Source organism: Longispora albida DSM 44784 (genome assembly GCF_000379825.1).
Classification (GTDB): Bacteria; Actinomycetota; Actinomycetes; order Mycobacteriales; family Micromonosporaceae; genus Longispora; species Longispora albida.
On sequence record NZ_KB903834.1, the window covers coordinates 279091 to 301838 of the forward strand.

Here is a 22748-nt window from a genome sequence, read left to right on the forward strand (position 1 = left end):
TTCCTGCTCACAACGTCTCGTTCTTTGCGCCGGCGTTCTTCTGGCCTGGATCACAGGGCGCCCTCGCGTAGCCGGGACGCGAGGCCGCGGCGCATCGTGGTCCGTACGGCGGTCAGGGCGACCAGCCCGTACCCGGCCACGATCAGGCCGAGCACCACCCCGGCCCTGGCCGGCCCCGGCCAGTAGTCGACGGGCACCGTGGCGACGAGCCCGCTGGCCGGCAGCAGGTACGGCAGGGTCAGCACCGCTGTCGCCGTCCCGGCCGCGGCACCGGCGAACCCGGCGGCCCCGAGCAGGATCAGGTACTCGCGGAGGGCAGCCCGCCGCACCTGCCGGCCGCTCAGCCCGGCGACCCGCAGCGCGGCCGTCTCGTACGTCCGGTCCCCCGCTCCCGGCCGGGCGGTCAGCGGCACGCCGGCCAGGCCGAGCAGGAGTGCACCGGCCGCCGCGAAGAGGTACAGGCGCAGGGCGACCGAGGAGCCCTGGTCGTCGAGGGCCGCCTGGCGCTGGTCGAGCCGCACGGTGTCCACAATGGTCAGCCCGGCGGCGGCGAGCTTGGCCGGCAGGTCAGCCGGTGCGTCGGCCCGGGCCCACACCATCGACGTCACCGTGGCGGACGTGTCCGTCGAGCTGGCCGACCGGTCGGCGTACGCGAGGTCGACGAGGATGCCGACCGCAGCGCCAGGGAGGGTGGGGGCTCGCACGACCTCGCGGTACTGCTGCTGGGCTCCGTAGACGCCGGCCGCCTTGAAGTCGCCCGTGTAGTCGGGGGTCGAGACGGCGGCTGGCATCGGGTACGGGTAGTCGTTGTGGAGGACCTGGAGGTTCTCCGTGCCGGCCGACGTGTACTTGATGTTCAGGCCCTCGGCCGTGCCCTCGGCGGCGGCCACCGGCTGGGTCGGTGTCGTGGGTTCCGCGCCGCGCCAGCCGTCGCCGAGGCGGAGGTGGGCGGTCAGGTCCTCGCCGTCGTTCCTGAGCGCGGTGAGGACGAGGTCGCCGGTCAGGTTCGCGAGGGCGTGCTTGCCACCGCCCCGGTAGAGGTCGAAGCCGAGCAGGCGGCAGCCCTGGGCGCAGCCGGGCAGCTCGGCAGTGAGTTTCGCCTTGCCGCTGGGCACCTGGCCGAACACGGCGCTCTTGCGGACGCCGGCTCCCAGGTCGAGCAGCGCCACGAGCGTCACGGACCCGGGCGGCTGCACGGAGCGCACGTCCAGCTCGGCTTCCAGCGTCTGTCCCTTGAGGACGATCGGGCCGTCGGCGGCCGGCTTGAGCTTGGCGGCCAGCTGGCCGACGCTCAGCCCGGTGACCGAATCGTTCCAGAAGCCGATGCCCGCGAGCCTGCTGGTGTCGACGCCGACGAGGTGCAGGGTCTTGGTGCCGCTGGTGTGGACGGTGCTACTGGCGGCCATCGCGTTGCGGCCGTCCGGGTCCGCGGCCTGCACTGCTGCCAGCAGCTTGTCCGTCTTGACCGGGCCGAGCTGGTAGACCACGGGCGCACCGGTCACGACGCCCGCACGGATCTCACGGTTGTGCGAGGCCATGCCCCAGGAGAACAGGCCGTAGACCAGCAGCGACGTCGCCACGACCACCAGGGCCACCGTGCGGGGCCCGCCCGGCCGCCGGCCGATGCCCGACCAGGCCAGCATCTGCACGGGCCTGCCCTTGCTGACACCGGCCTTGGCCCGCCGCCTGGCCAGCATCGCGATCAGCCGCCCGGTGAGTGCCCCGACGGTCAGTGCCGCGACACTGCCGGCGAACAGGCCCAGCTGGGAGTCCGGTCCTTCCAGGACAAGGGTGTACGCGGTGACGCCGGCCACCACCACCAGCCCGGCGTCGAGGAAGCCGAACCGGCGGCGCAGCCCGCTCGACACCCGGCGCAGCAGGGCGAGCACCGGGCGCCGCAAGGGCCCGGCGCTCGCCAGCACCGCGACTCCGACGGCACCGAGCAGCACCGCCCCGCCGACGATCAGTACCGGTGGCCGCAGCTCGGCCCGCACCGCCAGCGCGCCCAGCTCTGCCCGCGTGCCGAGCAGCACGAGCCCCCAGCCGAGGGCTGCACCGAGCGGGCCGCCGAGCGCGACGAGCAGCAGGGCCTCGTTGAGCCCGAAGCGCAGCACGCGCCTGGTGCTGAACCCGCGCAGCTTCGCCACGGCCAGCTCGGCCGACCGGGCCTCGGCCAGGTTCGCGAGGATCAGGTACACGACGAGCCAGCACAGGGCGATGAGCTGCACCGTCACGTAGAGCACCGCGCGGAGCGCCGACTCGCGCTGAGCCTGCACGTCGGACATCACGGCGCTGACGTTCGACTGGAGCATGAGGACGCGGGACCCGCACCGGCCCTGCGCGTCGCACCCACCCGGCTCCGTGAAGACCTTGCGCAGCCCGGTGAGCATCTGGTCCACATTGTTCAGATCGACGGCCCGGGGGTTGATCGGGTAGTCGGCGAAGGTGTTGGACGGGCTCCGTCCGGTGGAGACGGTCGCCGACGCGCGACGCGCACCGAGCACGCCTTCCCCGACGGTGAAGAAGGTCCCGAAGTTGTACGGGCCCCTCTCGTCGAGCGGGGGGCCGTAGTCGAAGTACTCGCGGCCGATCCAGTAGGCGGGGTCGCGCTTCTCCCGGTAGAAACCAACGATCTTCCCGGTACCGACGAGCGGCCCGGCCGTGACGTCGACCGGCACGCCCAGCCGAAGGCCGCCGCCCTTCGGGTCGGCCACCTTCGCGTTCGCGTTGGCCAGCAGCTCGCCGGGCGCGCTCGGGCAGGTACCTTCGACGATCGTCAGGTGCTCGCACTGGCCGTCGCGCCAGACGAGGCGGCCGACCCCTCCGTCACCGGGGAACGCGACCCGGCCATTCAGCCTGTACTCGGTGATCGGCTTGCCGAAGAACTCCTTCAGCGGGAACGTCCGCTCGGCGGCGGCGAGGGTGTCAGCGGCCGGCTTGGCCCGCTCGCCGGTCCACAGCTCCGTCACCGTCGCGACGGTGTTGGCCGGGACGGCTGACGCCATGCCCTGGCGGAGTGACCACTGCTCGACAGCCCGGCTGTACCCGGGCGCGAACACCGCTGCGGCCACCGACACGGCCACGAGCAGCATGACCAGCAGCGAGCTGCCCCGCCGATGCCACAGCCCGGACAGAGCCAGCCGGAACGTACCTGTACCGCCACCACTCAGCCGCATCTCACCCACCCTCCACCGTGGTACTTACGCCGCAGGTCCCCTGCCGCCTTGCACGCTCCGCCCAACGCCCAGCCCGATGCCCCGTCTAACGCACCCCAGACCGCAGCAGGTCGGCCTTCGCGCGGCCGACCAGCCGGAGCACCACGCCGACGACGGCGGCGAAGCCGAGCACCGTCACCGTGCCGGCCACGCCCAGCTCGGCCGGGCTGAGCCGGTACACCGGCTTGAGGGCGTCGGAAGCCGTCGTGACCAGCGGGATCGCGCGGACCATCAGGGTCGCCGACAGCACGCCGGTCAGCCCGCCGACGACCAGCGGCACGCCGAGCAGCGTCGCGTACTCCCGCCGCACCGCGCCACGGAGCGTCCCGGCCCGCAGGCCGGCCACGCGCAACGATGCCAGCTCGTAGAGCCGGGACCTCACGCCGACATGCGCGTTGAGCAGCACGGCTCCGACGGCGAGCAGCACCGAGAGCCCGCCGGCCACCATGTACAGGGCCAGGGACAGCGCCGGGGCAGCCCGCTCCAGCCGGTCCTGGTACGCCGCCCGCGAGTCGACCGAGATCACCTGGAGCCCGGCCGCAGCGAGGGTCTTGTCGAAGCCGGCCGGCGCCCCGGGCCCGGTCCACACCTCGAAGGTGATCGCACCGAGGTTGCCCGGGTTCGTCTCCACAGCTGCCGACCAGGCCGCGCCGTGCAGGTCGGTGATCAGGCCGTGCTCGCCGCCCCTGGGCACGATCTGCACCCGGTCGGACACGGCGAACTTCTGCACGCCCCGGCCGAACGCGATGATCTGGAAGTCCTGGCCGTCCGGGTTGCTGTCCGGCACGGGGCCGGCGAGCGCGGCAGGCAGCCGGGCCGGCAGGTCCGCGTACCGGATGGCCAGGTCGTTACCGCCCTCGCTCTTCACCGCGAACGTCAGGCCCTTGTTCTCAGCGGCCGGCTCGACGGTGAGCGAGTTGCCGGAGACCTCGGCACCCTGCGTCCACATCTCCTTGCGGTCCAGCTTCGCCGGAACCTGCTGCCCGCCGGACACGATCTTCGTGACGGTCAGGGTGACCGCGTACCCCTTGGAACCGGACGGGTGCCGCTGCACCACCAGCCCGATCAGGCGGCAGCCGGTCGTGCACCCGGTGAGCTTCGCCGAGTACGTGCCGGCCCCGGGCTTGAGCTCCCCGAGCTGCACCTGGCGCGGGGCGGCGTTGAGGCTGGTCACCCACGCGGCGAGCTGCAGTGGCCGCTCCGAGGTGACCGACTCGACGGAGGCGGCCACGCTGACCTCCGGGCCCTGGATCGTCAGGGCCGCCGACTGGTCGACGGCCAGCTTGCCGGCGATCTGGGCGGCCTCTGCCTCCGTCACGTCCGGCCACGACACGATCGGGGCCAGCCGGGCGGAGTCGACGCCGATGATGCTGATCGACTCGCCGCCGTAGCTCTGGACGGCGCGCATGGCCGCCATCGCGTTCTTGCCACCCGGGTCGGCCTTGGCCACGCCGTCGAGCAGGGACTGGGGGCTGGCCGCCGAGACCTGGTACACCTTGGCCGCGCCGACCTTCGCCTGCGCCGTGCGGGTGCGGTTGATGTCGGCGACGCCCCAGATCGCGGTCGAGAAGCCGAGCAGCGCGAGCGCCGCCGTCAGTACCATCGCGAGCCGCACGGTCGACTGGCGGCGGCCGAGCTGCGCGTGGGCGAGCATCGCCGGTACCTTGCCGGACTTCGCGGCCCGGCCGGCCCGGCGCTTGCTCCACAACGCCAGCCCGCGGGCGGCGAGCAGGCCGGCCACGAGGGACAGCAGCGGGGCGGCGAGCAGGCCGAGTGAAGAGTTGCGGTCACCGGCCACGAGTACCTGGAACAGGGCCGCGCCAGCCAGGGCCAGCACCGCGCCCTCGCCAACGGCAGCCTTGAGCCGGCCGCGTGCCGGTACGCGGCGGAGCAGCGACAGGGCCGGCCGGCGCAGGGTGGCCCTGGCGGCCAGCCCGGCCGTGAGCGCGGCTCCCGCGACGGCGCCCAGCGCGGCGACCAGCAGTTCCCAGCGCGGCTCGACATGGGTACCGGGATAGAACAGCACCTGCCCGGCCAGTTCCGTGATCCCGAGCCCGAGCAGCAGCCCGACCGGAGTCGCGACAGCGATCAGGACCAGCGCCTCACCCAGGCCGAACCGGACCGTCCGGCCGGCACCGAAGCCCCACAGCTTCGCCAGGGCGATCTCCGGGCCGCGTTCCTCCGTCACCGACGCGACCGCGAGGAACAGCACGAACAGGCAGAGCAGCAGCAGGGGCAGGGCGACCAGCGGCACGCCGTTACTGAGCGCCTCCTGCTCGGCCTTGATGTCCTTGAGCAGCCCGCCGAGGCTGGACTGCACGTTCAGGCCCGGCTTCCACGCCATCACGACGAACTCGGCGCCGACCGGCTCCACATCGGACAGCGCGAAGCTGCCGGGCCGCACCGGGTAGTCGATGGCGCTCGTCCGGGTAACCCCGAAGATGCTCTTCTCCTCCCCGGCGAACAGCGGGCCGTCGGCCTGGTCCGAGTCGGGGCTGGAGCCACGGAACAGGACGACGCGGCCCCAGTACTGCGAGCGGGAGTCCTTCGGCTCGTAGATGCCGGACAGGGTCAGCGAGCTCTTGTCGGCGTTGCCGTTGACCGTCGCCCGGTTGAGCTGCACGGGCTGGCCCACCTCGGCGCCGAGCAGCTTCGCCGTGCCGGCGGTCAGCATCACCTGGCCCGGGCCAGCGCACGTGCCGGACGTCATCCGCAGGTGCTCGCAGATCCCCTCGCGGTACACGAGCAGGCCTGCGTTGCCCAGCGGCCCGGCCTCGACCTTCTCGCCAGCCGTGCCGACACCGGGGCCGACGTGCCTACCGGTCTTCCTGCCCCGGATCGCCTCGTCGGCAGCGCTCTTCACCTGGGCCAGTGGCGCCGGCCCGTCGGCGGTCATCCGCACCTGGAGCTGCCAGGGCTCGGCGGCGTTCAGCCCGTCGGCGAGCACCGAGGCCTGCGCGGCCCGGGTGTACGCGGGCACCAGTACCGCCGAGGCGGCGGCGAAGGCCGCGAGGATCAGGACAACGAGCGACAGTCCCCGACGGAACCGGATGCCCTGAAGTGTTACGGAGCCGCCCACCACGTGTCTCCTCGCCAGCCTAGCTATAGATCGAGTCGGGCTGACGCTACTGAACGCTTGGTCTACACAAAGCCACCGGCAGATTGCGGTTGCGTCTCAGCGATCGTGCCTCGTGGACGATCAGGCACCAGCGGCGCGTGCGAGAGTGGCTAGCGCGACCCCCGCCTTGTCCGGGAACAACGGCGGCGAGAAGTGGTATCCCTGCGCGGCGGTGCAGCCCATGCCGATCAGCGCCTGCCGCTGCTCGGCGGTCTCCACGCCCTCGGCGACGACCCTCAGCCCGAGCGCCCGGCCCAGGTCCACAGTGGTCTTCACGATCGCCGCCGCCTCCGGCGAGACCCCCATCTTCGAGACGAAGGCCCGGTCGACCTTCACCTCGTCCACCTGGAACCTGGTCAGCAGGGTCAGCGAGGAGTAACCGGTGCCGAAGTCGTCGACGGCGATCCGCACGCCCAGCTCACGCAGCCCGGCGAGCACCTGGTCGATGATCGGCGACTCGTCCAGCATCACGGTCTCGGTGATCTCCAGGACCAGCATCCCGGCCGGGACGCCGTGCCTGCGCAGCGACTCGGCCACCACGCCTGGCAGGTCCGGCTCCAGCAGGTTCCGCGCCGACAGGTTCACCGCGACCGGCACGATCAGGCCGCTGGCCGCCCACTCCGAGGTGATCCGCAGAGCGAGATCCAGGATGTACCGGGAGAACGGCCCCACCAGGTCACTGTGCTCCACGACCTCGATGAAGGCGTCGGGAGCCAGCAGCCCACGGCTCGGGTGCTGCCAGCGGACCAGGGCCTCGGCTCCTATCGGCGCGCCGGTCGCCAGCTCGACGGCCGGCTGGAGCGCCAGCACGAGCTGGTCCTCGACGAGCAGCGCCTGCCGGAGCTCGGCGAGCATCGTGACCCGCTCCGGGCCGCTCAGCCCCTTGCCGTGCCCCGGGTCACCGGTGTGGTGCAGCACGTCGATCAGTTCCCGGAGCCGCCGGTGCGCCGCGACGTTCAGCAGGGCGGCGCCGAGCGTACCGGCGTAGGCCGACAGGGCCAGGTCCTCCCGTTCGGACATCGGCCCCGGGGTGCGCAGCCACAGCCGCAGCTCGCCGATCCGGTGGTCGCCGACCCGGAGCTGGCGGGAGAAGCCGCGCCCACGCGGGCCGGGCTGGCCTGAGGCGTAGACCCGCTCCGTACCACCGCCGGCCCGGATCGCGATCTCCACACGTTCCGGCGCGAACAGCCGGCCGAGGCTGTGCAGGGCCGCGTCCACGACCTCGCGCTCGTCCAGCCGGAGCAGCCGGTGCGGCGCGGTGGCCAGCTCGCGCCAGATCCGGCGCTCCTCGAGAATCCGCAGCCAGTACCGGTAGCCCTGGACGGCCAGCCACAGCACCGGCACGGCTGCCAGCAGCAGCCGCAGCCACACTGGCCAGGCCGCGAGGCTCAGCCCGAGTACGGCAGCCGGTGCGGCGCAGCCGGTGAGCAGCCAGCGGCGACCCAACGCCAACCCCCTCGCACAGCGAGCAGGGACCACCTCTTGGTGGCCCCCGAACGGCCCTCGCAGTGCACGGCAGGCCGTAAGAGAAGGTTATGGGAGATGCGTTGGCCGCAACAGTCCCAAATGTGCGCTACTCGATCTACACCCGGTAGTCAAGCACCGGTGCTCACCCCGCGTTATCGCCCATTACTGGCGCGGTTTCGTGTCGAACCGCTCCGGCAGCTTGCGCAGGTGCTTGTTCATGCTGCGGATCAGGAAGTACGTCGCGACGCCCAGCAGCACGATGAGCAGCAGGGCGAGCGGCCCGGCGAGGCCGGGGCCCCGGGTGTCGCCGAAATTGTTTGTCGCCAGGAACTCGAGCATGGCCATCACCGTACTCCAGAGAAAAGGTCACTCTCCGGCAGCTCTGTTGGCACGTTGGCCCGGACGAGCTGGTAGTCCTCCGTCGGCCACACCCGGCCCTGGAGGTCCAGCGGCACGGCGAACCAGCGGCCGTCCGGGTCGACCTGGGTGGCGTGCGCCCGCAGCGCGTCGTCGCGGACCCCGAAGAACTCGGCGCACTCGACCTGCGTGGTGATCCGGCTGCCCTTGTCCTTGTCCTCGGGGAACCACTGGAGCCAGTCGGTGTACGGGCCCTCCTCGCCGGCCTCGATCATCGCGTCGTTGAGCGCGACGAGCTTCGCCCGCGGGTGCGACATGTTGTAGTACAGCTTCGCCGGGGTCCAGGGCTCGCCGGCCTCGGGGAACTTCTCCGGGTCACCGGCGGCGTCGAAGGCCACCATCGAGATCCGGTGGGTCATGATGTGGTCGGGATGCGGGTACCCGCCGTCCTCGTCGTACGTGGTCACCACGTGCGGGCGGAACTCCCGGATCAGCTTCACCAGCGGCTCGGCCGCCACCTCGGGGTCCACCAGGCCGAAGCAGCCTTCCGGCAGCGCCGGGCGGTCGACCTCCTCGGCCTCCAGGTACCCGTCGGGCAGCCCGGAGTCGACGAAGCCCAGCCACTCCTGCCGGATGCCGAGGATCTCCCGGGCGGTGTCCATCTCCGCCCGCCGGATCTCGGTGATGTTCTCCCAGACCTCCGGGCGGTCCAGCTTCGGGTTGAGCACGCTGCCGCGCTCGCCACCGGTACAGGTCACGACCAGGACGTCCACGCCCTCTTTGACATACTTGGCCATGACAGCCGCGCCTTTGCTCGACTCGTCATCGGGGTGGGCGTGTACTGCCATCATGCGGAGCCGCTCGGCCACCGGAACACTCCTGTAGTAAGGGTCGGAGGATACTTTTGATTCTGCTGCGACGATCCTGATACCGACAACACCGGAGCCTGACATCTCGTGAGCGAGACAAGCGACACACTTTTCCCGCCTGACCGGTACGGCAGGCGCCGCTCGCCCCGCCGGGCCCCGCGCTGGGTGGTCCCCGTCATCGCCGGGCTGGTGGTGGCCGGCGGCGTGGCTGTCGCCCTCCAGTTGCAGGGCATGTACGGCACGAAGGAATTCTCCGCCACGCTCAAGGCCTACCGCGATATTACGGACAGTCAGGTTGTCATCGACTTTGTCGTGGACAAGCCGGACGGCAAGCCGGGCGTGTGCGTGGTGCGGGCGCGCAACCGGGCAGGTGCCGAGGTCGGCCGGGCGAACGTGCCCATCAGGGCCGAGGGGAAGCGGGTCGAGGTCCGCTACACACTGTCGACCTCCGGACTCCCCGTCAGCGGCGAGACCGTGGGCTGCGCGGCGCAGCGCTGATATTCTCGTAGTTTCGTTTTCTGCAACCTGCGCACCCGCAGGGCTGAAGGAGTCGCCGTGCCCAGCACTGACAGCAAAGCCACGTGGCTGTCCCAGGAGGCGTACGACAAGCTCCAGGAGGAGCTCGACCGGCGGATCGCCGAGCGCCCGGCAATGGCGGCCGAGATCAACGCCCGCCGCGAGGAGGGCGACCTCAAGGAGAACGGCGGATACCACGCCGCCCGCGAGGAGCAGGGCAAGGCCGAGGCCCGGATCCGCTACCTCCAGGAGTTCCTCCGCACCTCCCAGGTGGGTGAGGCCCCGGTCAGCGAGGTCGTCGCGCCCGGCACCGTGGTGACGATCCAGTTCGACGACGACCCCGAGGACACCGAGACCTTCCTGCTCGGCTCGCGGGAGATCGCCGCCACGACCGACCTCAAGGTGTACAGCCCCGAGTCGGCCCTGGGTGCCGCGATCCTCGGCCACGCGGCCGGCGACAAGGTCACCTACACGGCCCCGACCGGCGCCGAGATCTCCGTCGTCGTGGTGTCCTTCGAGCCCTTCACGGGCTGAGTTTCCCTTTTCGTTCTCCGGTGCCGTGCCCTTCGGGTACGGCACCGGAGCTTTTGGCCCTAGACCCAGCCGATCTCGTCCTGGCGGGGCTTCTCATGTACTCAGTCGAACTCGACCGTGTGGCCGGCGGCGCGCAGTGCGCCGACCAGGCGTTCCGAGTGCTCGTTGCCCCGGGTCTCGACGGACAGCGCCACGGCGACCTCTCCGAGGGCGAGGCGGGCGTCGTAGCGCTGGTGGGCGACGTCGAGGACGTTCGCGCCCTGCTCGGCGATGAGGGCCAGGAGGCTGGCGAGGGTGCCGGGGCGGTCGGTGCAGCGGACCTTGAAGCGCTGGTACCGTCCGGCGGCCGCCAGGCCGTGCTCCAGCACCCGCAGCAGCAGGAGCGGGTCGATGTTGCCGCCGGAGAGCACGGCCACGGCCGGCGTCTCCACCTGCGTGACCTCCGCCATCAGCGCCGCCACGCCGACCAGCCCGGCCGGCTCGGCGAGCAGCTTGTTGCGTTCGAGGACGGCGAGCATGGCCCGGGAGATGTCCTCGTCCGTCACGGTGATGACGTCGTCGACCAGTGCCGCGATGTGCTGGAACGTGACCTCGCCGGGGATGCCGACCGCGATGCCGTCCGCGATCGTCGCGTACTCCTTGAGTTTCACCGGGTGCCCGGCCGCCAGGGACGGCGGGACGGCCGCAGCGCCCTCGGCCTGCACGCCGATCACCCGGATGTCCGGCCGGAGTGCCTTGGCCACGACCGCCATCCCGGAGACCAGGCCGCCGCCGCCGATCCCGGCCAGGATCGTCTTCACGTCCGGGCACTGTTCGAGGATCTCCAGCGCGACCGTGCCCTGGCCCGCGATCACGTCCGGGTGGTCGAAGGGGTGGATGAACACGGCACCGGTGTCCGCGGCGAACTGCTTCGCCGCCGCCAGGGCCTCCTCCACGTTGGCCCCGGAGAGCTGGACCTCCGCGCCGTACCCTTTGGTCGCCGCGACCTTGGGCAGTGGCGCCCCGGTCGGCATGAAGACCGTGGACTTCGCGCCGAGCGTGGTGGCTGCGAGGGCCACGCCCTGAGCGTGGTTGCCCGCGCTGGCCGCGACGACGCCCCTGGCCCGCTCGGCGGCCGACAGCCGGGCGATCCGCACGTACGCGCCGCGCACCTTGTACGCCCCGGCGCGCTGGAGGTTCTCGCACTTCAGCCAGACCGGCCCGCCCAGCTGGGCCGACAGGGTGCGGGACTGTTCCAGTGGCGTGTTGCGGACGACGCCGTGCAGGAGCTCACGGGCGGCCAGCACATCGTCGAGCGTGACCAGGTCAGACATGCCGTCATCGTCGCACCCGCGCGGCCGGGGGCCGAGGCGGGACCCGGCGCGCCGGACCCGGTCCTTTCCGGCCCGGCGTTCGGAGCCAGGCGCGCTGGCGGTGGCTCATCTGGTGGGCGGTGATCCCCCGGACGGCGACCACGCAGAGCACCGCCGGCAGGAGCAGCAGCAGGAACGGGACGAGCTGCATGCCCAGGTCGTACCCGGCGGCTTCCGCCTCGCAACACCCCCAAATAGTCATAGACTCCCGCTATGGGGACATTCTTCAAGTTGCTGCACGTGCTCGCGGCCGTCCTGGTCATGGGCACCCTGGCACTGGCCCCCCTCATGGGCCTCCGCGCCCTGATGGGCCAGGATCTGGGCCGGCTGCGGGACGCGGCGAAGCAGACCTGGCTGTTCGGGCTCGGCTCGCTGCTCGTCGCGGCGCTCGGCGGGCTCACACTCACCCAGACGGACGGGTACACGTCCAAGACCCCGTGGGTGATCATTTCGATGACCCTGTTCGTGGTGGACCTGCTCGTCGTGTTCTTCTGGGCCAGGCCGGCCCTCGGCAAGGCGATCAGGCTCGCCGAGGCCGGGGCGTTCGACGGCGTCACGCCCTGGGTACGCGAAATGGATAGCGAGTCCGAGACCCCGAGCGAGCTGATGACCGCGACCACCTCCGATGTGGAGGCCAAAGCCAAGCTGGACTCCGCGGCCGGCCGGATCGGCGCGGCAGGTGGCGTGAACCTGCTGCTCATCGTCCTGATCGTCGTGATGATGGTGGTCAAGCCGTTCGGCACGTGATCACGCCGTATGGCCCGGGTGCGCCATTCCATCGACAGAACGTGATCTGTCCGTGATACACGTGCCCTAAGGTCTTCCTCTGTTGCGTCACCAAACGGGGCAGAGGTGCGATGAAAGCGCTCAGATTCTCGATGGTGGCTGCCGTTCTCGCTACTGGCCTGGCACCAGTTCCCGCATACGCGCAGTCAGCCGTCACACCATTTCTCTACGTCAGCAACACCGGCGTATGTTCGGACACTCCGGGCGGTGAAGCCGGCACCGAGGGCATGCCGTTCTGCACGATCCAGCGGGCAGCGGACGTGGTCCAGCCTGGACAGACGGTCCGCATCGCCCAGTCGTACAAGGTGTACCCGGGCGACTTCACCCTCACCAGGTCCGGGACTCCCGAGGCTCCGATCATTTTCGAGGCCGATCCGAAGTCCGGCGGCCAGCAGGTCAGGGTGCAGGTGATCGACAACGCGCCGGCCCTCGCGGCCGGGCTGCACGATGTGCGGCTGCGGAACTTCTGGATCGAGCAGAAGGCCGGTCTCGGGCCGGCGCTCAGCTTCTCAGAGGTGAGCAACGTCGTCCTCGAGAGTTCCTTCGTGGACCTGCAGGTCCTCGTCTCCCAGTCCGCCGGTGTGCGTGTCGAGCGCAGTTACCTCGACCAGGGCATCCAGGTCAGCGGTGGCTCGGCGGACACGGTGCTGACCACGAACGTGATCAGGCGGGCCAAGTCCGACCTGCGGCCCACCGTCCTGCTCAAGGGCGCCGCCCGCACGACGGTCACCAGCAACACGGTGTCGAGCACGCCCGTGGCGGCCGGCGTGGTGGCCTCGCAGGACTCGACGTTCACCAACAACTACTTCCCGCCGGACTCGTTCGAGGTCAGCCGGCCGGTCGTGGAGGTCGACGCGGCGAGCGCCGCCACCACCAAGGCCAGCTACAGCGGCTTCGGCACGGCGCTCAGCCCGCAGGTGCTCTACCGCTGGGCCGGTACGGACTACGCGACCGTCGCAGCCTTCCAGGCAGGCACCGGCCAGGGCGCGTCCGACGTCACCGAGAACGCGCCGGTTGACCAGTCCTTGCGCACGCGGGGCAGCAGCTACCTGCCGTACGAGCTGGTCGACTCCGCGAATCCCGACGCGCCGGGGCAGCTCGGCACCGACATCGCCGGCAACCCGCGCATCCGCAACCACAGCGCGCCGGCCGGGCGGCCCGCCATCCATGACCGTGGCGCGTACGAGAACGTCCCGCTCTCGTACTCCAGCAGCATCGGCAACACGTACCTCGCGGCCACGCGGGAAATGCTGACGGTCGAGTGGAGTGGCCTCAGCTACTACGGGCAGTGGGGCTCGACGGACATCGTCGCCACGTACGAGTGGGGCGACGGCACGACGAGCAGTGTCACCACGCGACTGCCGTGGGTGGCCGCAGGCGAGTTCAAGGAGACGACGCTCAACGCCGCCAGGCACCGGTACCAGCTGCCGGGTACCTACCAGGTCAAGGTGTCCCTGACGGTTCCCGGCTGGCCGAAGGTGCTCGCCAGCTACACCATGGGCGCTGACGTCAACCCCGTCAACATGATCGCGCCGCACCTGACCGCCGCCTCCGACGCCGGCCAGGTGAAGGCCGACTTCAACGGTGACGGCCGCGACGACCTCGTGGTGTGGGAAGCGCAGGCGTGGCCCGATGCCGTCCCCGTCAACCCCAAGATCAAGCTGATGCTGGGCAAGGACGGCGGCTTCGAGGCACCGCAGGGCGACTCCACCTGGCAGGCCAGCGCGTACTGGCGTGGCCGGGTCAAGAGCCTGACGGCCGGCGACTACAACGGCGACGGCAAGGCCGAGATGGGGCTCCTCGTCGAGCAGCCCAATGGCTACACGGCACTGCACACCCTGAGCTACAACACGACGACCCGCACGTTCGACGGGCTGAAGCTCGCATGGGAGGCTCCGTACTGGGGCACCGGCACGAGGTTCGCGTCCACTGGGGACTTCAACGGCGACGGCAAGGCCGACCTGGCGCTGTACTACCAGTACAGCGGGTCGCATGCCTCGATCTTCACCCTGAACGGCAGCGCTGACGGGACCCTCGGTTCCTTCAAGCAGCAGTGGGACGCTCCACTGTGGGGTACGGGCACGCAGTCCATGTCCGCCGGTGACTTCAACGGCGACGGCAGGTCCGACCTGGCGCTCTTCTACCACTACGGCGGCTCGCACGTCGCGGCGTTCACGCTGACCGCGGACGCGAACGGCACGATGGGCGGCCTGTACACCCGGTGGAACGCGCCGCAGTGGGGCTCTGCCACCAAGTTCGTCAAGGCCGGCAACTTCACCGGCGACGCCAAGTCCGACCTGGCGCTCTTCTACGACTACGGCGACGGCCGGGTCACCGCGTTCAGCCTGACGGCCGGAGCGGACGGCGGCTTCACGGCGCTGGAGACGATCTGGAACGGCCCGTACTGGGGCAGCGGCACGAAGCACATCGCCGCCGGCAAGTACACGACCAGCACCGGCCGGTCCGACCTCGCCCTGCTCTACGACTACGGCAACATGGTCCAGACGCTCTTCGCGTTCACCCCGCAGCAGGCCGGAGGCTTCCAGGGGCCGCGCACGATGTGGTCACAGAACCACATGGGCGCCAGCTACAAGGTGTTCCAGGTCCTCTAGGACCCCAGTTCCACAGAAAAGGGGTTCTGGTCCAGGCCAGAACCCCTTTTTTGTGTACCCGTCTCGTGCGTGCCCGTTGTCCGTGAACCGGAGGCTAGCGCTTGGTCCGGGGCCAGCTCGGCGCGTGCCGGCGCCACGGCGCGGCCAGTTCGAGCAGACCGGCCACGGCCAGCAGCATCAGCTCCGAGCCGGGCGGGCCGATGATCTGCACTGCGGCAGGCAGGCCGTCACCGCGCATCCCGGCCGGCACGACGATCGCTGGCAGCCCGGCGATGTTCCACGGAGCCGAGTACGGAGCGTAGCGGGTGTTGGCTGTCAGGTTGGTCCGCCACGGCCGCCGGGACCACTCGGCGGCTTCGAGGGGCGGGCCCGCCAGGGCCGGAGTGACCAGCAGGTCGTAGTCGGACATCCACTTCAGCGCTTGCCCGCGCCACCGGGTCCGCTGGCCGGACGTCACCTCGGCGGTACGGATGGCCTGCTCGCCGAGCGCGACGTGCCTGCGGGTCCGGCGCTGGAGCTCGGCGTAGTCGAGGTCGCGGGAGTCCAGATAGGACGATGCCGTCCACGTCGCGAGGATCACCGCGCCCAGCCGCTTCGGGTACGGCACCTCGGCCCGTACAGCCGAATGCCCGCCGGCCACGAGAGCCCGGACGGCACGGCTCACGGCCGCCCGGTTGTCGGCGTCCGGCACGACACCCGGAATGGGGCTGTGCAGCGACACCGCGAACCGCAGCCTGCCCGGCTCGGTGAGCTTGTGCGAGCGGCGGCCAGCCAGTACGGCGAACCCGACGGCGGCGTCGGCGACAGTGCTGGCCAGCACGCCGTTCTCCGCGATGCCGTACCAGTCGTTCGCACCGATCCCGGCCGGCACGACGCCACGGCCTGGCTTGAGCCCGACCAGGCCGGTGCAGGCTGCCGGGATGCGGATCGAGCCGAGCCCGTCGTTGCCGTGCGCGATCGGTACGAGCCCGGCGGAGACAGCAGCCGCCGAACCGCCGGAGGACCCACCGGGCGACCGGTCGAGCCGCCACGGGTTCCTGGTGACGATCTCCTTGTCGTCGCAGGTACCCCACAGGCCCAGCTCGGGCATCCGGGACGTGCCGACCACGATCGCACCGGCACCACGCAGCCGCCGGACCACCTCGTGGTCGGCGTCGGCCACGTGCGGCCAGTCCGCGCCGGAACGCTCCCCGGCGACGGCGACGTTCTCCTTCACCGCCACCGGCACGCCGGCCAGCGGCAGGTTGGTCAGCTCCGGCAGGTTGTCGACCGCTTCGGCCTCGGCCAGCGCCCGCGGGCCGCGCAGCGCACGGAACGCGCCGAGATGGCGGTCCGTGGCCCGGATGTAGTCCAGGTGGTCGGCCACCACCTCAGTCGCCGACACGTCTCCGCGCCGTACCGCACGGGCGATCTCGCGTGCGGTAGCCCCGACCCAGGCCATGACCGACCCCTCCAGATGTGTCGTGGTGGTACTCGATGAATTGCGTGGTTAGCCCAGCGCCTCGGCGAGGTCGGCCAGCAGGTCGTCCACGGTCTCGATCCCGACGGACAGCCGGACCAGGTCCGCCGGCACCTCCAGCGGCGACCCGGCGGCCGACGCGTGGGTCATCCGGCCGGGATGCTCGATCAACGACTCGACCCCGCCCAGGGACTCGCCCAGCGTGAACAGCTTGGCCCGGTTGCAGACCTCGACAGCCGCCTCCTCGCCGCCGTTCACCCGGAAGGAGATCATGCCGCCGAAGCGCAGCATCTGCTTCGCGGCGATCTCGTGGCCCTGGTGGTCGGGCAGGCCGGGGTAGAGCACCTGGGCGACCTTGGCGTGCCCGGTGAGGAACTCTGCGATCCGCTCGGCGTTGTCGGAGTGCCGCTCCATGCGTACACCCAGGGTCTTGATGCCTCGCAGGGTCAGCCAGGCGTCGAACGGCCCGGCGATGGCACCCATCGCGTTCTGGTGGTAGCGCAGCTCCTCGCCGAGACCGGCGTCAGCGGCGATCAGCGCGCCACCGACGACGTCGGAGTGCCCGCCGACGTACTTGGTGGTGGAGTGCACGACGACGTCGGCACCGTGCGCGATCGGCTGCTGGAGATACGGCGAGGCGAACGTGTTGTCCACGACCAGCCTGGCCCCGGCCTCGTGCGCGATCGCGGCGAGCGCGGCGATGTCCGCGATGCCGAGCAGCGGGTTGGTCGGGGTCTCCACCCAGACGAGCTTGGTCTCGGGGCGGATCGCGGCCCGGACGCTGCCGGGGTCGGACAGCTTGGCCGACGTCCAGCTGACCCCCCAGCGCTCCGCGACCTTCGCGAACAGCCGGAACGTGCCGCCGTACGCGTCGTCGGGGATCACGACGTGGTCACCGGGCCGGCAGGCCGTCCGGATCAGCGTGTCCTCGGCGGCCAGGCCACTGGCGAAGGCCAGGCCGGTCTGGCCGCCCTCGAGAGCCTGGAGACACTCCTCCAGCGCCGTCCGGGTCGGGTTGGCCGATCGGGAGTACTCGTACCCTTCGCGCAGGCCGCCGACGCCGTCCTGCTTGTAGGTGGAGGTCTGGTAGATCGGCACGACCACGGCGCCCGTACGGGGCTCGGGTTCCTGGCCGGCGTGAATGGCGAGGGTGTCGAAGCCAAGTGTCATACGTTGAGCGTAGCCGTGTCGGTTATATCCCTTCCGCTGGGCGGCTGAGTTTCCGTCGGCACTTCGTAAGACCAGCGGGCGGCGGGCTGGGGCATCCTTGGGATATGCGCAGACCTCGCAGCCTCGACCTGCCCACCGCAGCCGAAGCTCTGCCCGGCCGGGCGGAGCCACTGAACGTCGCGGCACGGCACACCGTGCTCGGCACCCCCCTCCAAGGCCCCTGGCCAGCGGAAATGGAGATCGCCGTCCTCGGCCTCGGCTGCTTCTGGGGCGCAGAGCGGATCTTCTGGCGGCTCCCCGGCGTGTACTCGACCTCGGCAGGCTACGCGGGCGGCCACACCCGGAACGCGACCTACGAGGAGGTGTGCTCCGGCGCGACCGGGCACGCCGAGGTCGTCATGGTCGTGTTCGACCCGTCGAAGATCACGTACGAGCGGATCCTCAAGGAGTTCTGGGAGAACCACGACCCGACCCAGGGCATGCGGCAGGGCAACGACATCGGCACCCAGTACCGCTCGATCATCCTGACCACGACCCCGGAACAGGAACAGACCGCCCTGGCCTCCCGCGCGGCCTTCGCCCCGGTCGTCGCGGCGGCAGGCTACGGCGAGATCACCACCACGGTGGAGCCACTGGGCGACTACTACTACGCCGAGGATTACCACCAGCAGTACCTCTCGCCCACCAAAAACCCGAACGGGTACTGCAACCACGGGCCGAACGGCCTGACCTGCCCCGTTGGCGTGGCCACGGCCGCGGAAGGCGTAACTGCACTCCCCCGGGCCACGGGTCTGCTGGACTGATCAGGCGGCGTCCGGGGCAGCCGCAAGCTGCTGCCGTACCTCTGGCTGAGCCCAGAGGTACGGCGAATGTCGGCCCCTCCGTCTAGGGTTCCGGGCGTGACGTTTACCGATGTGACTGCCGCCGACGTACGCGGGGCGATGGCTGAGTTTGATCGGCTAGGACGAGACGAGTTCCTGCGGGTGACGGGGTTCGGGTTCGCTAGGGAGTACTTCCTTGAGAGAACGGTGTGCAGTACGACTCGAAGGCCATCGTTGGCTACGCCCACAAGCTCGGGCAGGGAGTCCTCCTAGGCCCGTCGGACTTCTCCGGCGGAGAGAAGACAGTCGTCGCGAAGCTCAAGGGGCTGGGCTTTACGGTGCGCAAGACACGGAATCCTGACTGGACCCGGGATGAAGTCATCCTGGCGACTGAGCTAGTTGCCGACAACCACTGGACACAGCTCGCCGAGAATGACCCGCGGGTGATCGAGCTGTCGGCACTACTTCAGTCTCCCGCTATTCACCCGCTAGAGGGCCGCAGCCCGACGTTCCGCAACCCGAACGGCGTAGTCAGAAAGACGGCCGACATCGCGACGCGGCATCCCAGTTATAAGAAGAAGCCAACAAATGGCGGCAGCTGGGAAAAGCTTGTCATCGAGGCATTCATCGACGACCCAGACTCCATGCGCGCGGAAGCCAAGGCCCTAAAGGCTATCTTGCGGTCGGAAGAAACCGCAGAACATCCCGCGGTGACTGACCCGGACCTTGACGGGCACTCAGCCGAGGAAGGTCAGCTTCTTCTGCGGCAACATCTGCGCCGGGAGCGAAACCCGCGGCTGAAGGTTAAGAAGCTGGCGGAGGCTCGGCGCAAGGGGCAGGTCATCGCCTGCGAGGTGTGCGGATTCGACTTCAAGCAGGTCTACGGCGACCACGGCCACGAGTACATCGAGTGCCACCATCGAACCCCGCTGTCGGTCACGGGACAGGTGACCACCAAGCTCGCCGATCTCGCCCTTATTTGCTCGAACTGCCATCGAATGATCCACCGTAAGGCCGACAACTGGCTGACCATTGACCAGCTGAAGGACATCGTCCAAGCGGAGCGTGTTCGTGGCTAGGCACGGCTCAGGTAACAAAACAAAGGGGCTCCCGGCCTGATGCCGGGAGCCCCTTTTTCGTCTTTCTACGAACCGTCACGAGCAACGGGCAATGACTGCGGTCGCGTCATCGTGTGGCTTACCGCGCCATCTGCTCGGGTCAGGGTCCGCCTTTTCAGCGGCCCGTACGGCATCCACGAGCGCCCGCGGCCCCTCTGCCTCTGCCAGGTCGAAAAGCTCACGCCACGTGCGGCCGTAGCGCTCTACGAGACGGGTGATGCCGTCCGAGTAGAGACCGACCTTGGCTACCCGGTCACGCTGCACTGAGCCTGTGAGTGCTTCTGCCGCGGCATTGGGATCGGCAGCGGCGACCCAGAAGCCACCGGGCTTGTTGCGCACACTCGCGACGTAGGCGGAGTCGTAGCGCCGCACATCGGCGACGACGACCGGACCTCCCTTGAGCTGTTCAAGTCGATCATCGGTGACCGCATCGGCGGTACCGTCGGAGGACAGCCATGACACCGTCGCGTCACCAAGCACGAGCCAGTCAATCCGGTCTGCGCTGAGTCGGATCGCTGCCACGGTGGCGGCCGGAGTGAGCGGATTGGTCAGGTCGCAGCCCGCGCCGTGATCAGCCATCGTCAGCGTGATCGCATCGGCAAGCAGCGTCCTCATGTCTGTAGCAGACGGAGCGGTAGCGATACCGCGGCCAAGGTGTGCCCCGAGATGGGCAACGAACCAGCTCACATCGTGCGTGCAGCCGTTGTCGGCGCCGGGATACCGAGACACTCCATCAAGGAGAATCGCCCAGCGATCGGACACCAGCAGCAGGTCATCGTTCACGCCACCCGGTGCAGCCTCGGTGACGGTGGTCGTTTCGAGCACAGACAGGCTCCGGTTTAGTCGGGGATCGGGAACTCGTAGGCGAAGGTCACCATGTCGCCCGCGAGCGTGGCCAGCATGACCTCAACGGCGCGGCCTTCGGCGTCGTACGTCGTCCTGAGCAGGTCAACTACGGGCGTACCCGTTTGAAGCCGGAGTGCAACAGACTCAGGCCCGGTCGGCATTCTCACGGCCCACTCTTCGCGGATGCGGTCGAGCGTGTGCCCCGCATCTTCAAGCCGAGCGAATCCGCCACCCGGCCCGGTGTCTTCCTCCATGATCGGCGTACCGGTCACGATGTCGAGCGGGTAGTACGAGTCGGCAAGTTGGTTGGGGCGGTTGTCGATGAGGGTTGTACGACGCCGAACCCAGACCGGTGTGCCAGCCGGAACCCCAAACTTCTCAGCCACCGATTCAGGCGCTGGAACCTCGGCGAGTTCGCGCAGCTGCTGGCCAGCAGAGCGGCCTTGAGCTTCCGCCTCGGCGATCAGGATCGGCTTGCCCGTCACGCCCTTCCACTTGCTGCGGGCGTACCGGTCGATGCCGTGCCGTCGCGCTGAGGGACGTTCGCGAACGAACGAGCCTTTGCCCTGGACCGTCACCACGAGTCCCTGCTGTCGGAGCAGGTCAAGCGACTTGCGGATGACGGCCAAGCTGCACAAGTTGAGCGCCGCCAGTTCGTCGAGCGTCGGCAGCTGCTGGCCGGGTGCGTATTCCCCGGATTCGATCTTTAGGCGGATGTCGTCGGCAACCCGCACCTGGAGGGGGCGGGCGTCTGTGTACCCGATCGAACTCGTCATGGAGCCAGCCTACAGGGCACCTTGCAGGTCTGCATGCAGACCTGTTGACATCCCGTCGCTCGCGTGCTTAGAGTGTCCCCAGTCACTGTAGGTCTGCATACAGAGATGCAGACCTACAGTGTGGGAGCTTGTGGTTCCGGGGAAGGTCTGGCGCTGTTGCGCCGGACGCGCGGACGGGCCGCATGCTGCCGCTTGTGTCGGGCTGCTTGTGCGGCCCGGTGTTGAGAACTGAATCGGGTTAGCCGTCATTTCCCCTGGTCTTGGGCCTGGGGAGTTTCCCCTGGTAGTCAAGGCGGCCATGCGTGGTGTGAAAGGGAGGGCCACGTGCACGACCCCGGTTATCCGGGTGCTCTGCCGTTCGTCCGGGAGGCAGCTACAGGGCTGTCTGGTGATCGGAGGTGAGGCGTGATGGGTTCGAGTTTCGCCGCGTCGGCGCGGCTGACGATCAAGAGCAAGTCGACGTTCCGTAAGTGCGCGGGCTGCTCGGTGGTGTCCGGGCTGCCGGGCGATGAGACGCGTTGTAAGCCGTGCCGGAAGGCGCACAACCGCCGCGTGGCCTAGAGGCCCGGCGGTTCCCCAAGTTTGTGCAGGTGAGGCCCAGCGGTTGCAGCCGCCGGGCCTCGTTCAGGTCTATCCAGCCAAAGGAGCTAGACCCATGAAGATTTTCCCACTGACCGGCAGGTTTGCCGACGTGGACGGCTCGGCCGTGATGGCTGAGGTGTACGTGCTGGACCTGCTGTCCGGCCCGACGGTGGCCGAACTGGAGGCGATCGAGCAGGAAATGCCGTCGATCCTGGCGGACGCCGCAGCCCTCGACGCTGACGGGGTGGCCGCGCTGCTCGATCTCGACAGCAAGCTGGTCGAGCTGGACAGCAACGTGATCGACCTGGACTCCCGCCGGGCTCGCAGGGCACGGAGGCAGGCGATCGCCGAGGGCCTGTCGGTGCTGCACGTGACCACGGCCGCGCCGGTGCTGCGGGTGGTGGCGTGATGACGGCCCCGAGCTTGGCGTGGCGGCTGGAGGGTGTGCGGTTGCCGTCGGATGGGGAGCTGATCGGGCACGCGGAGATCATGCTGCGGGCGTCGGAGGCTCCGAAGGTGACGGGTTCGCTGTGCCGGGTGATCGAGGCTGCGTGCGCGCTGTGGTTCGACGCGGCGACGGTTGAGGTCCGGTCGCGGGAGGTGGCGCGGCGGCTGGGTGCGTGGCTGCTGTCGCGCAACGTCCTGTGTGGTGAGTGCGGGCCGGAGGCCGTGGACTGCTGGGCTGACCGCTGCACGCTGCCGGAGGTGCGGGCGTGCCTGGCGGCGGCGTCGCGATCGCTGTGCGGGGGTGGCTGGTAATGGGCCGGTACCGCGCGGCGTACTACGACCCCGACGGCGAACGGCACGCCGTGCCGACGTTCCCGTGGTGGTCAGCCCCGGCGGGGCTGGCGACGCGACGGCAGCTCCGGCTTCAGGGTTTGCGGCCGGGCCGTCAGCCGATCGCGGCTCAGATTCTGTGGCGCGGGGTCGGCGGTGTGCGGGTGGCGTACCTGTACCAGGTGTCGCTGGCACGGCCGAGGAAGCCTGCGACGGCCGCGCAGCTCGCCGCTTTGGAGCGGGCGATGGCAGCGCGGCGTACGTGCTCGACGTGCGGGTTTGAGCGCTCGTACTGCATTCCCCTGTCGCTGGGTGAGTGCCTGGACTGTGCTGAGGGAGAGTTCCTGATGGGCAAGAAGCTGGGTGTCGCGCT

19 protein-coding genes and 2 pseudogenes are annotated in these 22748 nt (G+C 69.9%); 10 read left to right on the forward strand and 11 right to left on the reverse strand.

Features of this window, described 5'->3' with window-relative positions:
- Nucleotides 1-50 precede the first annotated feature (50 nt).
- The 5 genes and pseudogenes from A3G1_RS0121840 to mca form a co-directional block, all read right to left on the reverse strand.
- Nucleotides 51-3176, reverse strand: a complete 3126-nt coding sequence (locus tag A3G1_RS0121840) for an ABC transporter permease family protein (RefSeq protein ID WP_018351621.1) — start codon at nucleotides 3174-3176, stop codon at nucleotides 51-53.
- A gap of 85 nt (nucleotides 3177-3261) precedes the next feature.
- Nucleotides 3262-6294 carry an FtsX-like permease family protein gene (locus A3G1_RS0121845; protein ID WP_018351622.1) on the reverse strand — a complete coding sequence of 1011 codons (3033 nt, stop codon included), beginning with the start codon at nucleotides 6292-6294 and terminating at the stop codon, nucleotides 3262-3264.
- A gap of 120 nt (nucleotides 6295-6414) precedes the next feature.
- Nucleotides 6415-7200: pseudogene (locus tag A3G1_RS42345) on the reverse strand (putative bifunctional diguanylate cyclase/phosphodiesterase); the annotation flags it as partial.
- Between the two features lie 762 nt (nucleotides 7201-7962).
- Nucleotides 7963-8139, reverse strand: coding sequence for a hypothetical protein (locus A3G1_RS41190; protein ID WP_169437597.1), 177 nt, complete (start codon nucleotides 8137-8139; stop codon nucleotides 7963-7965).
- Nucleotides 8140-8144: 5 nt separating this feature from the next.
- A complete protein-coding gene (gene mca / locus A3G1_RS0121860; RefSeq protein ID WP_018351625.1) occupies nucleotides 8145-9026 on the reverse strand; it encodes a mycothiol conjugate amidase Mca in 882 nt (293 codons plus the stop codon).
- Between the two features lie 87 nt (nucleotides 9027-9113).
- Here mca and A3G1_RS0121865 point away from each other — a divergent pair, with 87 nt between their 5' ends.
- Both A3G1_RS0121865 and greA read left to right on the forward strand, forming a co-directional pair.
- Complete coding sequence (locus A3G1_RS0121865) at nucleotides 9114-9524, forward strand: DUF4307 domain-containing protein (RefSeq protein ID WP_040479146.1); 411 nt, start codon at nucleotides 9114-9116, stop codon at nucleotides 9522-9524.
- Between the two features lie 57 nt (nucleotides 9525-9581).
- Nucleotides 9582-10076, forward strand: a complete 495-nt coding sequence (gene greA / locus A3G1_RS0121870) for a transcription elongation factor GreA (RefSeq protein WP_018351627.1) — start codon at nucleotides 9582-9584, stop codon at nucleotides 10074-10076.
- Nucleotides 10077-10177: 101 nt separating this feature from the next.
- On the opposite strand, the gene ilvA is transcribed toward greA, so the two are convergent.
- Entirely contained in the window at nucleotides 10178-11389 is a 1212-nt protein-coding gene (gene ilvA, locus A3G1_RS0121875) for a threonine ammonia-lyase (RefSeq protein ID WP_018351628.1), read from the reverse strand.
- A gap of 4 nt (nucleotides 11390-11393) precedes the next feature.
- Nucleotides 11394-11630, reverse strand: coding sequence for a hypothetical protein (locus A3G1_RS0121880; protein ID WP_018351629.1), 237 nt, complete (start codon nucleotides 11628-11630; stop codon nucleotides 11394-11396).
- A gap of 11 nt (nucleotides 11631-11641) precedes the next feature.
- On the opposite strand from A3G1_RS0121880, the gene A3G1_RS0121885 reads away from it, so the two are divergent.
- Both A3G1_RS0121885 and A3G1_RS0121890 read left to right on the forward strand, forming a co-directional pair.
- Nucleotides 11642-12175 (forward strand): DUF2269 family protein, encoded by a 534-nt coding sequence (locus A3G1_RS0121885; RefSeq protein WP_018351630.1) that lies wholly within the window; start codon nucleotides 11642-11644, stop codon nucleotides 12173-12175.
- A 110-nt stretch (nucleotides 12176-12285) separates the two neighbouring features.
- Complete coding sequence (locus A3G1_RS0121890) at nucleotides 12286-14826, forward strand: FG-GAP repeat domain-containing protein (protein WP_083937030.1); 2541 nt, start codon at nucleotides 12286-12288, stop codon at nucleotides 14824-14826.
- 94 nt (nucleotides 14827-14920) lie between these two features.
- On the opposite strand, the gene A3G1_RS0121895 is transcribed toward A3G1_RS0121890, so the two are convergent.
- Nucleotides 14921-16267 carry an amidase gene (locus A3G1_RS0121895; RefSeq protein WP_018351632.1) on the reverse strand — a complete coding sequence of 449 codons (1347 nt, stop codon included), beginning with the start codon at nucleotides 16265-16267 and terminating at the stop codon, nucleotides 14921-14923.
- Nucleotides 16268-16315: 48 nt separating this feature from the next.
- Entirely contained in the window at nucleotides 16316-17455 is a 1140-nt protein-coding gene (locus A3G1_RS0121900) for a cystathionine gamma-synthase (RefSeq protein WP_018351633.1), read from the reverse strand.
- Between the two features lie 104 nt (nucleotides 17456-17559).
- On the opposite strand from A3G1_RS0121900, the gene msrA reads away from it, so the two are divergent.
- The 3 genes from msrA to A3G1_RS36110 all read left to right on the forward strand — a co-directional run bounded on the left by msrA (nucleotide 17560) and on the right by A3G1_RS36110 (nucleotide 19355).
- On the forward strand, nucleotides 17560-18258 hold the full coding sequence (msrA, locus tag A3G1_RS36105) for a peptide-methionine (S)-S-oxide reductase MsrA (protein WP_051110611.1): 699 nt from the start codon (nucleotides 17560-17562) through the stop codon (nucleotides 18256-18258).
- A gap of 66 nt (nucleotides 18259-18324) precedes the next feature.
- Complete coding sequence (locus A3G1_RS42375; RefSeq protein ID WP_483804253.1) at nucleotides 18325-18549, forward strand: ScoMcrA-related endonuclease; 225 nt, start codon at nucleotides 18325-18327, stop codon at nucleotides 18547-18549.
- Complete coding sequence (locus A3G1_RS36110; RefSeq protein ID WP_018351635.1) at nucleotides 18486-19355, forward strand: HNH endonuclease; 870 nt, start codon at nucleotides 18486-18488, stop codon at nucleotides 19353-19355. The genes A3G1_RS42375 and A3G1_RS36110 overlap by 64 nt, the downstream gene beginning before the upstream one ends.
- Nucleotides 19356-19430: 75 nt before the next feature.
- On the opposite strand, the gene A3G1_RS0121915 is transcribed toward A3G1_RS36110, so the two are convergent.
- Nucleotides 19431-20219 (reverse strand): protein phosphatase 2C domain-containing protein, encoded by a 789-nt coding sequence (locus A3G1_RS0121915; protein WP_026212384.1) that lies wholly within the window; start codon nucleotides 20217-20219, stop codon nucleotides 19431-19433.
- Between the two features lie 14 nt (nucleotides 20220-20233).
- On the reverse strand, nucleotides 20234-21016 hold the full coding sequence (locus tag A3G1_RS0121920) for a GntR family transcriptional regulator (protein ID WP_018351637.1): 783 nt from the start codon (nucleotides 21014-21016) through the stop codon (nucleotides 20234-20236).
- A 655-nt stretch (nucleotides 21017-21671) separates the two neighbouring features.
- Between A3G1_RS0121920 and A3G1_RS0121930 the strand changes: the two genes are divergently transcribed.
- The 3 genes and pseudogenes from A3G1_RS0121930 to A3G1_RS36115 all read left to right on the forward strand — a co-directional run.
- Nucleotides 21672-22007, forward strand: coding sequence for a DUF6284 family protein (locus A3G1_RS0121930; RefSeq protein WP_018351639.1), 336 nt, complete (start codon nucleotides 21672-21674; stop codon nucleotides 22005-22007).
- Nucleotides 22007-22357, forward strand: a complete 351-nt coding sequence (locus tag A3G1_RS0121935; RefSeq protein ID WP_018351640.1) for a hypothetical protein — start codon at nucleotides 22007-22009, stop codon at nucleotides 22355-22357. Before A3G1_RS0121930 ends, A3G1_RS0121935 begins: the two co-directional genes overlap by 1 nt.
- Nucleotides 22357-22707: pseudogene (locus A3G1_RS36115) on the forward strand (RRQRL motif-containing zinc-binding protein); the annotation flags it as partial. The gene A3G1_RS0121935 and the pseudogene A3G1_RS36115, both read left to right, overlap by 1 nt.
- Between the last annotated feature and the right edge of the window lie 41 nt (nucleotides 22708-22748).

What these genes read in the sequence shown, in the direction of transcription:
- A3G1_RS0121840 (WP_018351621.1), bottom strand. Translation starts at nt 3,176, where the DNA reads ATGCGGCTGAGTGGTGGCGGTACAGGTACGTTCCGGCTGGCTCTGTCC.
- A3G1_RS41190 (WP_169437597.1), bottom strand. Translation starts at nt 8,139, where the DNA reads ATGCTCGAGTTCCTGGCGACAAACAATTTCGGCGACACCCGGGGCCCC.
- A3G1_RS0121935 (WP_018351640.1), top strand. Translation starts at nt 22,007, where the DNA reads ATGACGGCCCCGAGCTTGGCGTGGCGGCTGGAGGGTGTGCGGTTGCCG.
- A3G1_RS0121885 (WP_018351630.1), top strand. Translation starts at nt 11,642, where the DNA reads ATGGGGACATTCTTCAAGTTGCTGCACGTGCTCGCGGCCGTCCTGGTC.
- A3G1_RS0121895 (WP_018351632.1), bottom strand. Translation starts at nt 16,267, where the DNA reads ATGGCCTGGGTCGGGGCTACCGCACGCGAGATCGCCCGTGCGGTACGG.
- A3G1_RS0121880 (WP_018351629.1), bottom strand. Translation starts at nt 11,630, where the DNA reads ATGACTATTTGGGGGTGTTGCGAGGCGGAAGCCGCCGGGTACGACCTG.
- A3G1_RS0121920 (WP_018351637.1), bottom strand. Translation starts at nt 21,016, where the DNA reads ATGACGAGTTCGATCGGGTACACAGACGCCCGCCCCCTCCAGGTGCGG.
- A3G1_RS0121890 (WP_083937030.1), top strand. Translation starts at nt 12,286, where the DNA reads ATGAAAGCGCTCAGATTCTCGATGGTGGCTGCCGTTCTCGCTACTGGC.
- ilvA (WP_018351628.1), bottom strand. Translation starts at nt 11,389, where the DNA reads ATGTCTGACCTGGTCACGCTCGACGATGTGCTGGCCGCCCGTGAGCTC.
- A3G1_RS0121900 (WP_018351633.1), bottom strand. Translation starts at nt 17,455, where the DNA reads ATGACACTTGGCTTCGACACCCTCGCCATTCACGCCGGCCAGGAACCC.
- msrA (WP_051110611.1), top strand. Translation starts at nt 17,560, where the DNA reads ATGCGCAGACCTCGCAGCCTCGACCTGCCCACCGCAGCCGAAGCTCTG.
- A3G1_RS42375 (WP_483804253.1), top strand. Translation starts at nt 18,325, where the DNA reads ATGTCGGCCCCTCCGTCTAGGGTTCCGGGCGTGACGTTTACCGATGTG.
- A3G1_RS0121930 (WP_018351639.1), top strand. Translation starts at nt 21,672, where the DNA reads ATGAAGATTTTCCCACTGACCGGCAGGTTTGCCGACGTGGACGGCTCG.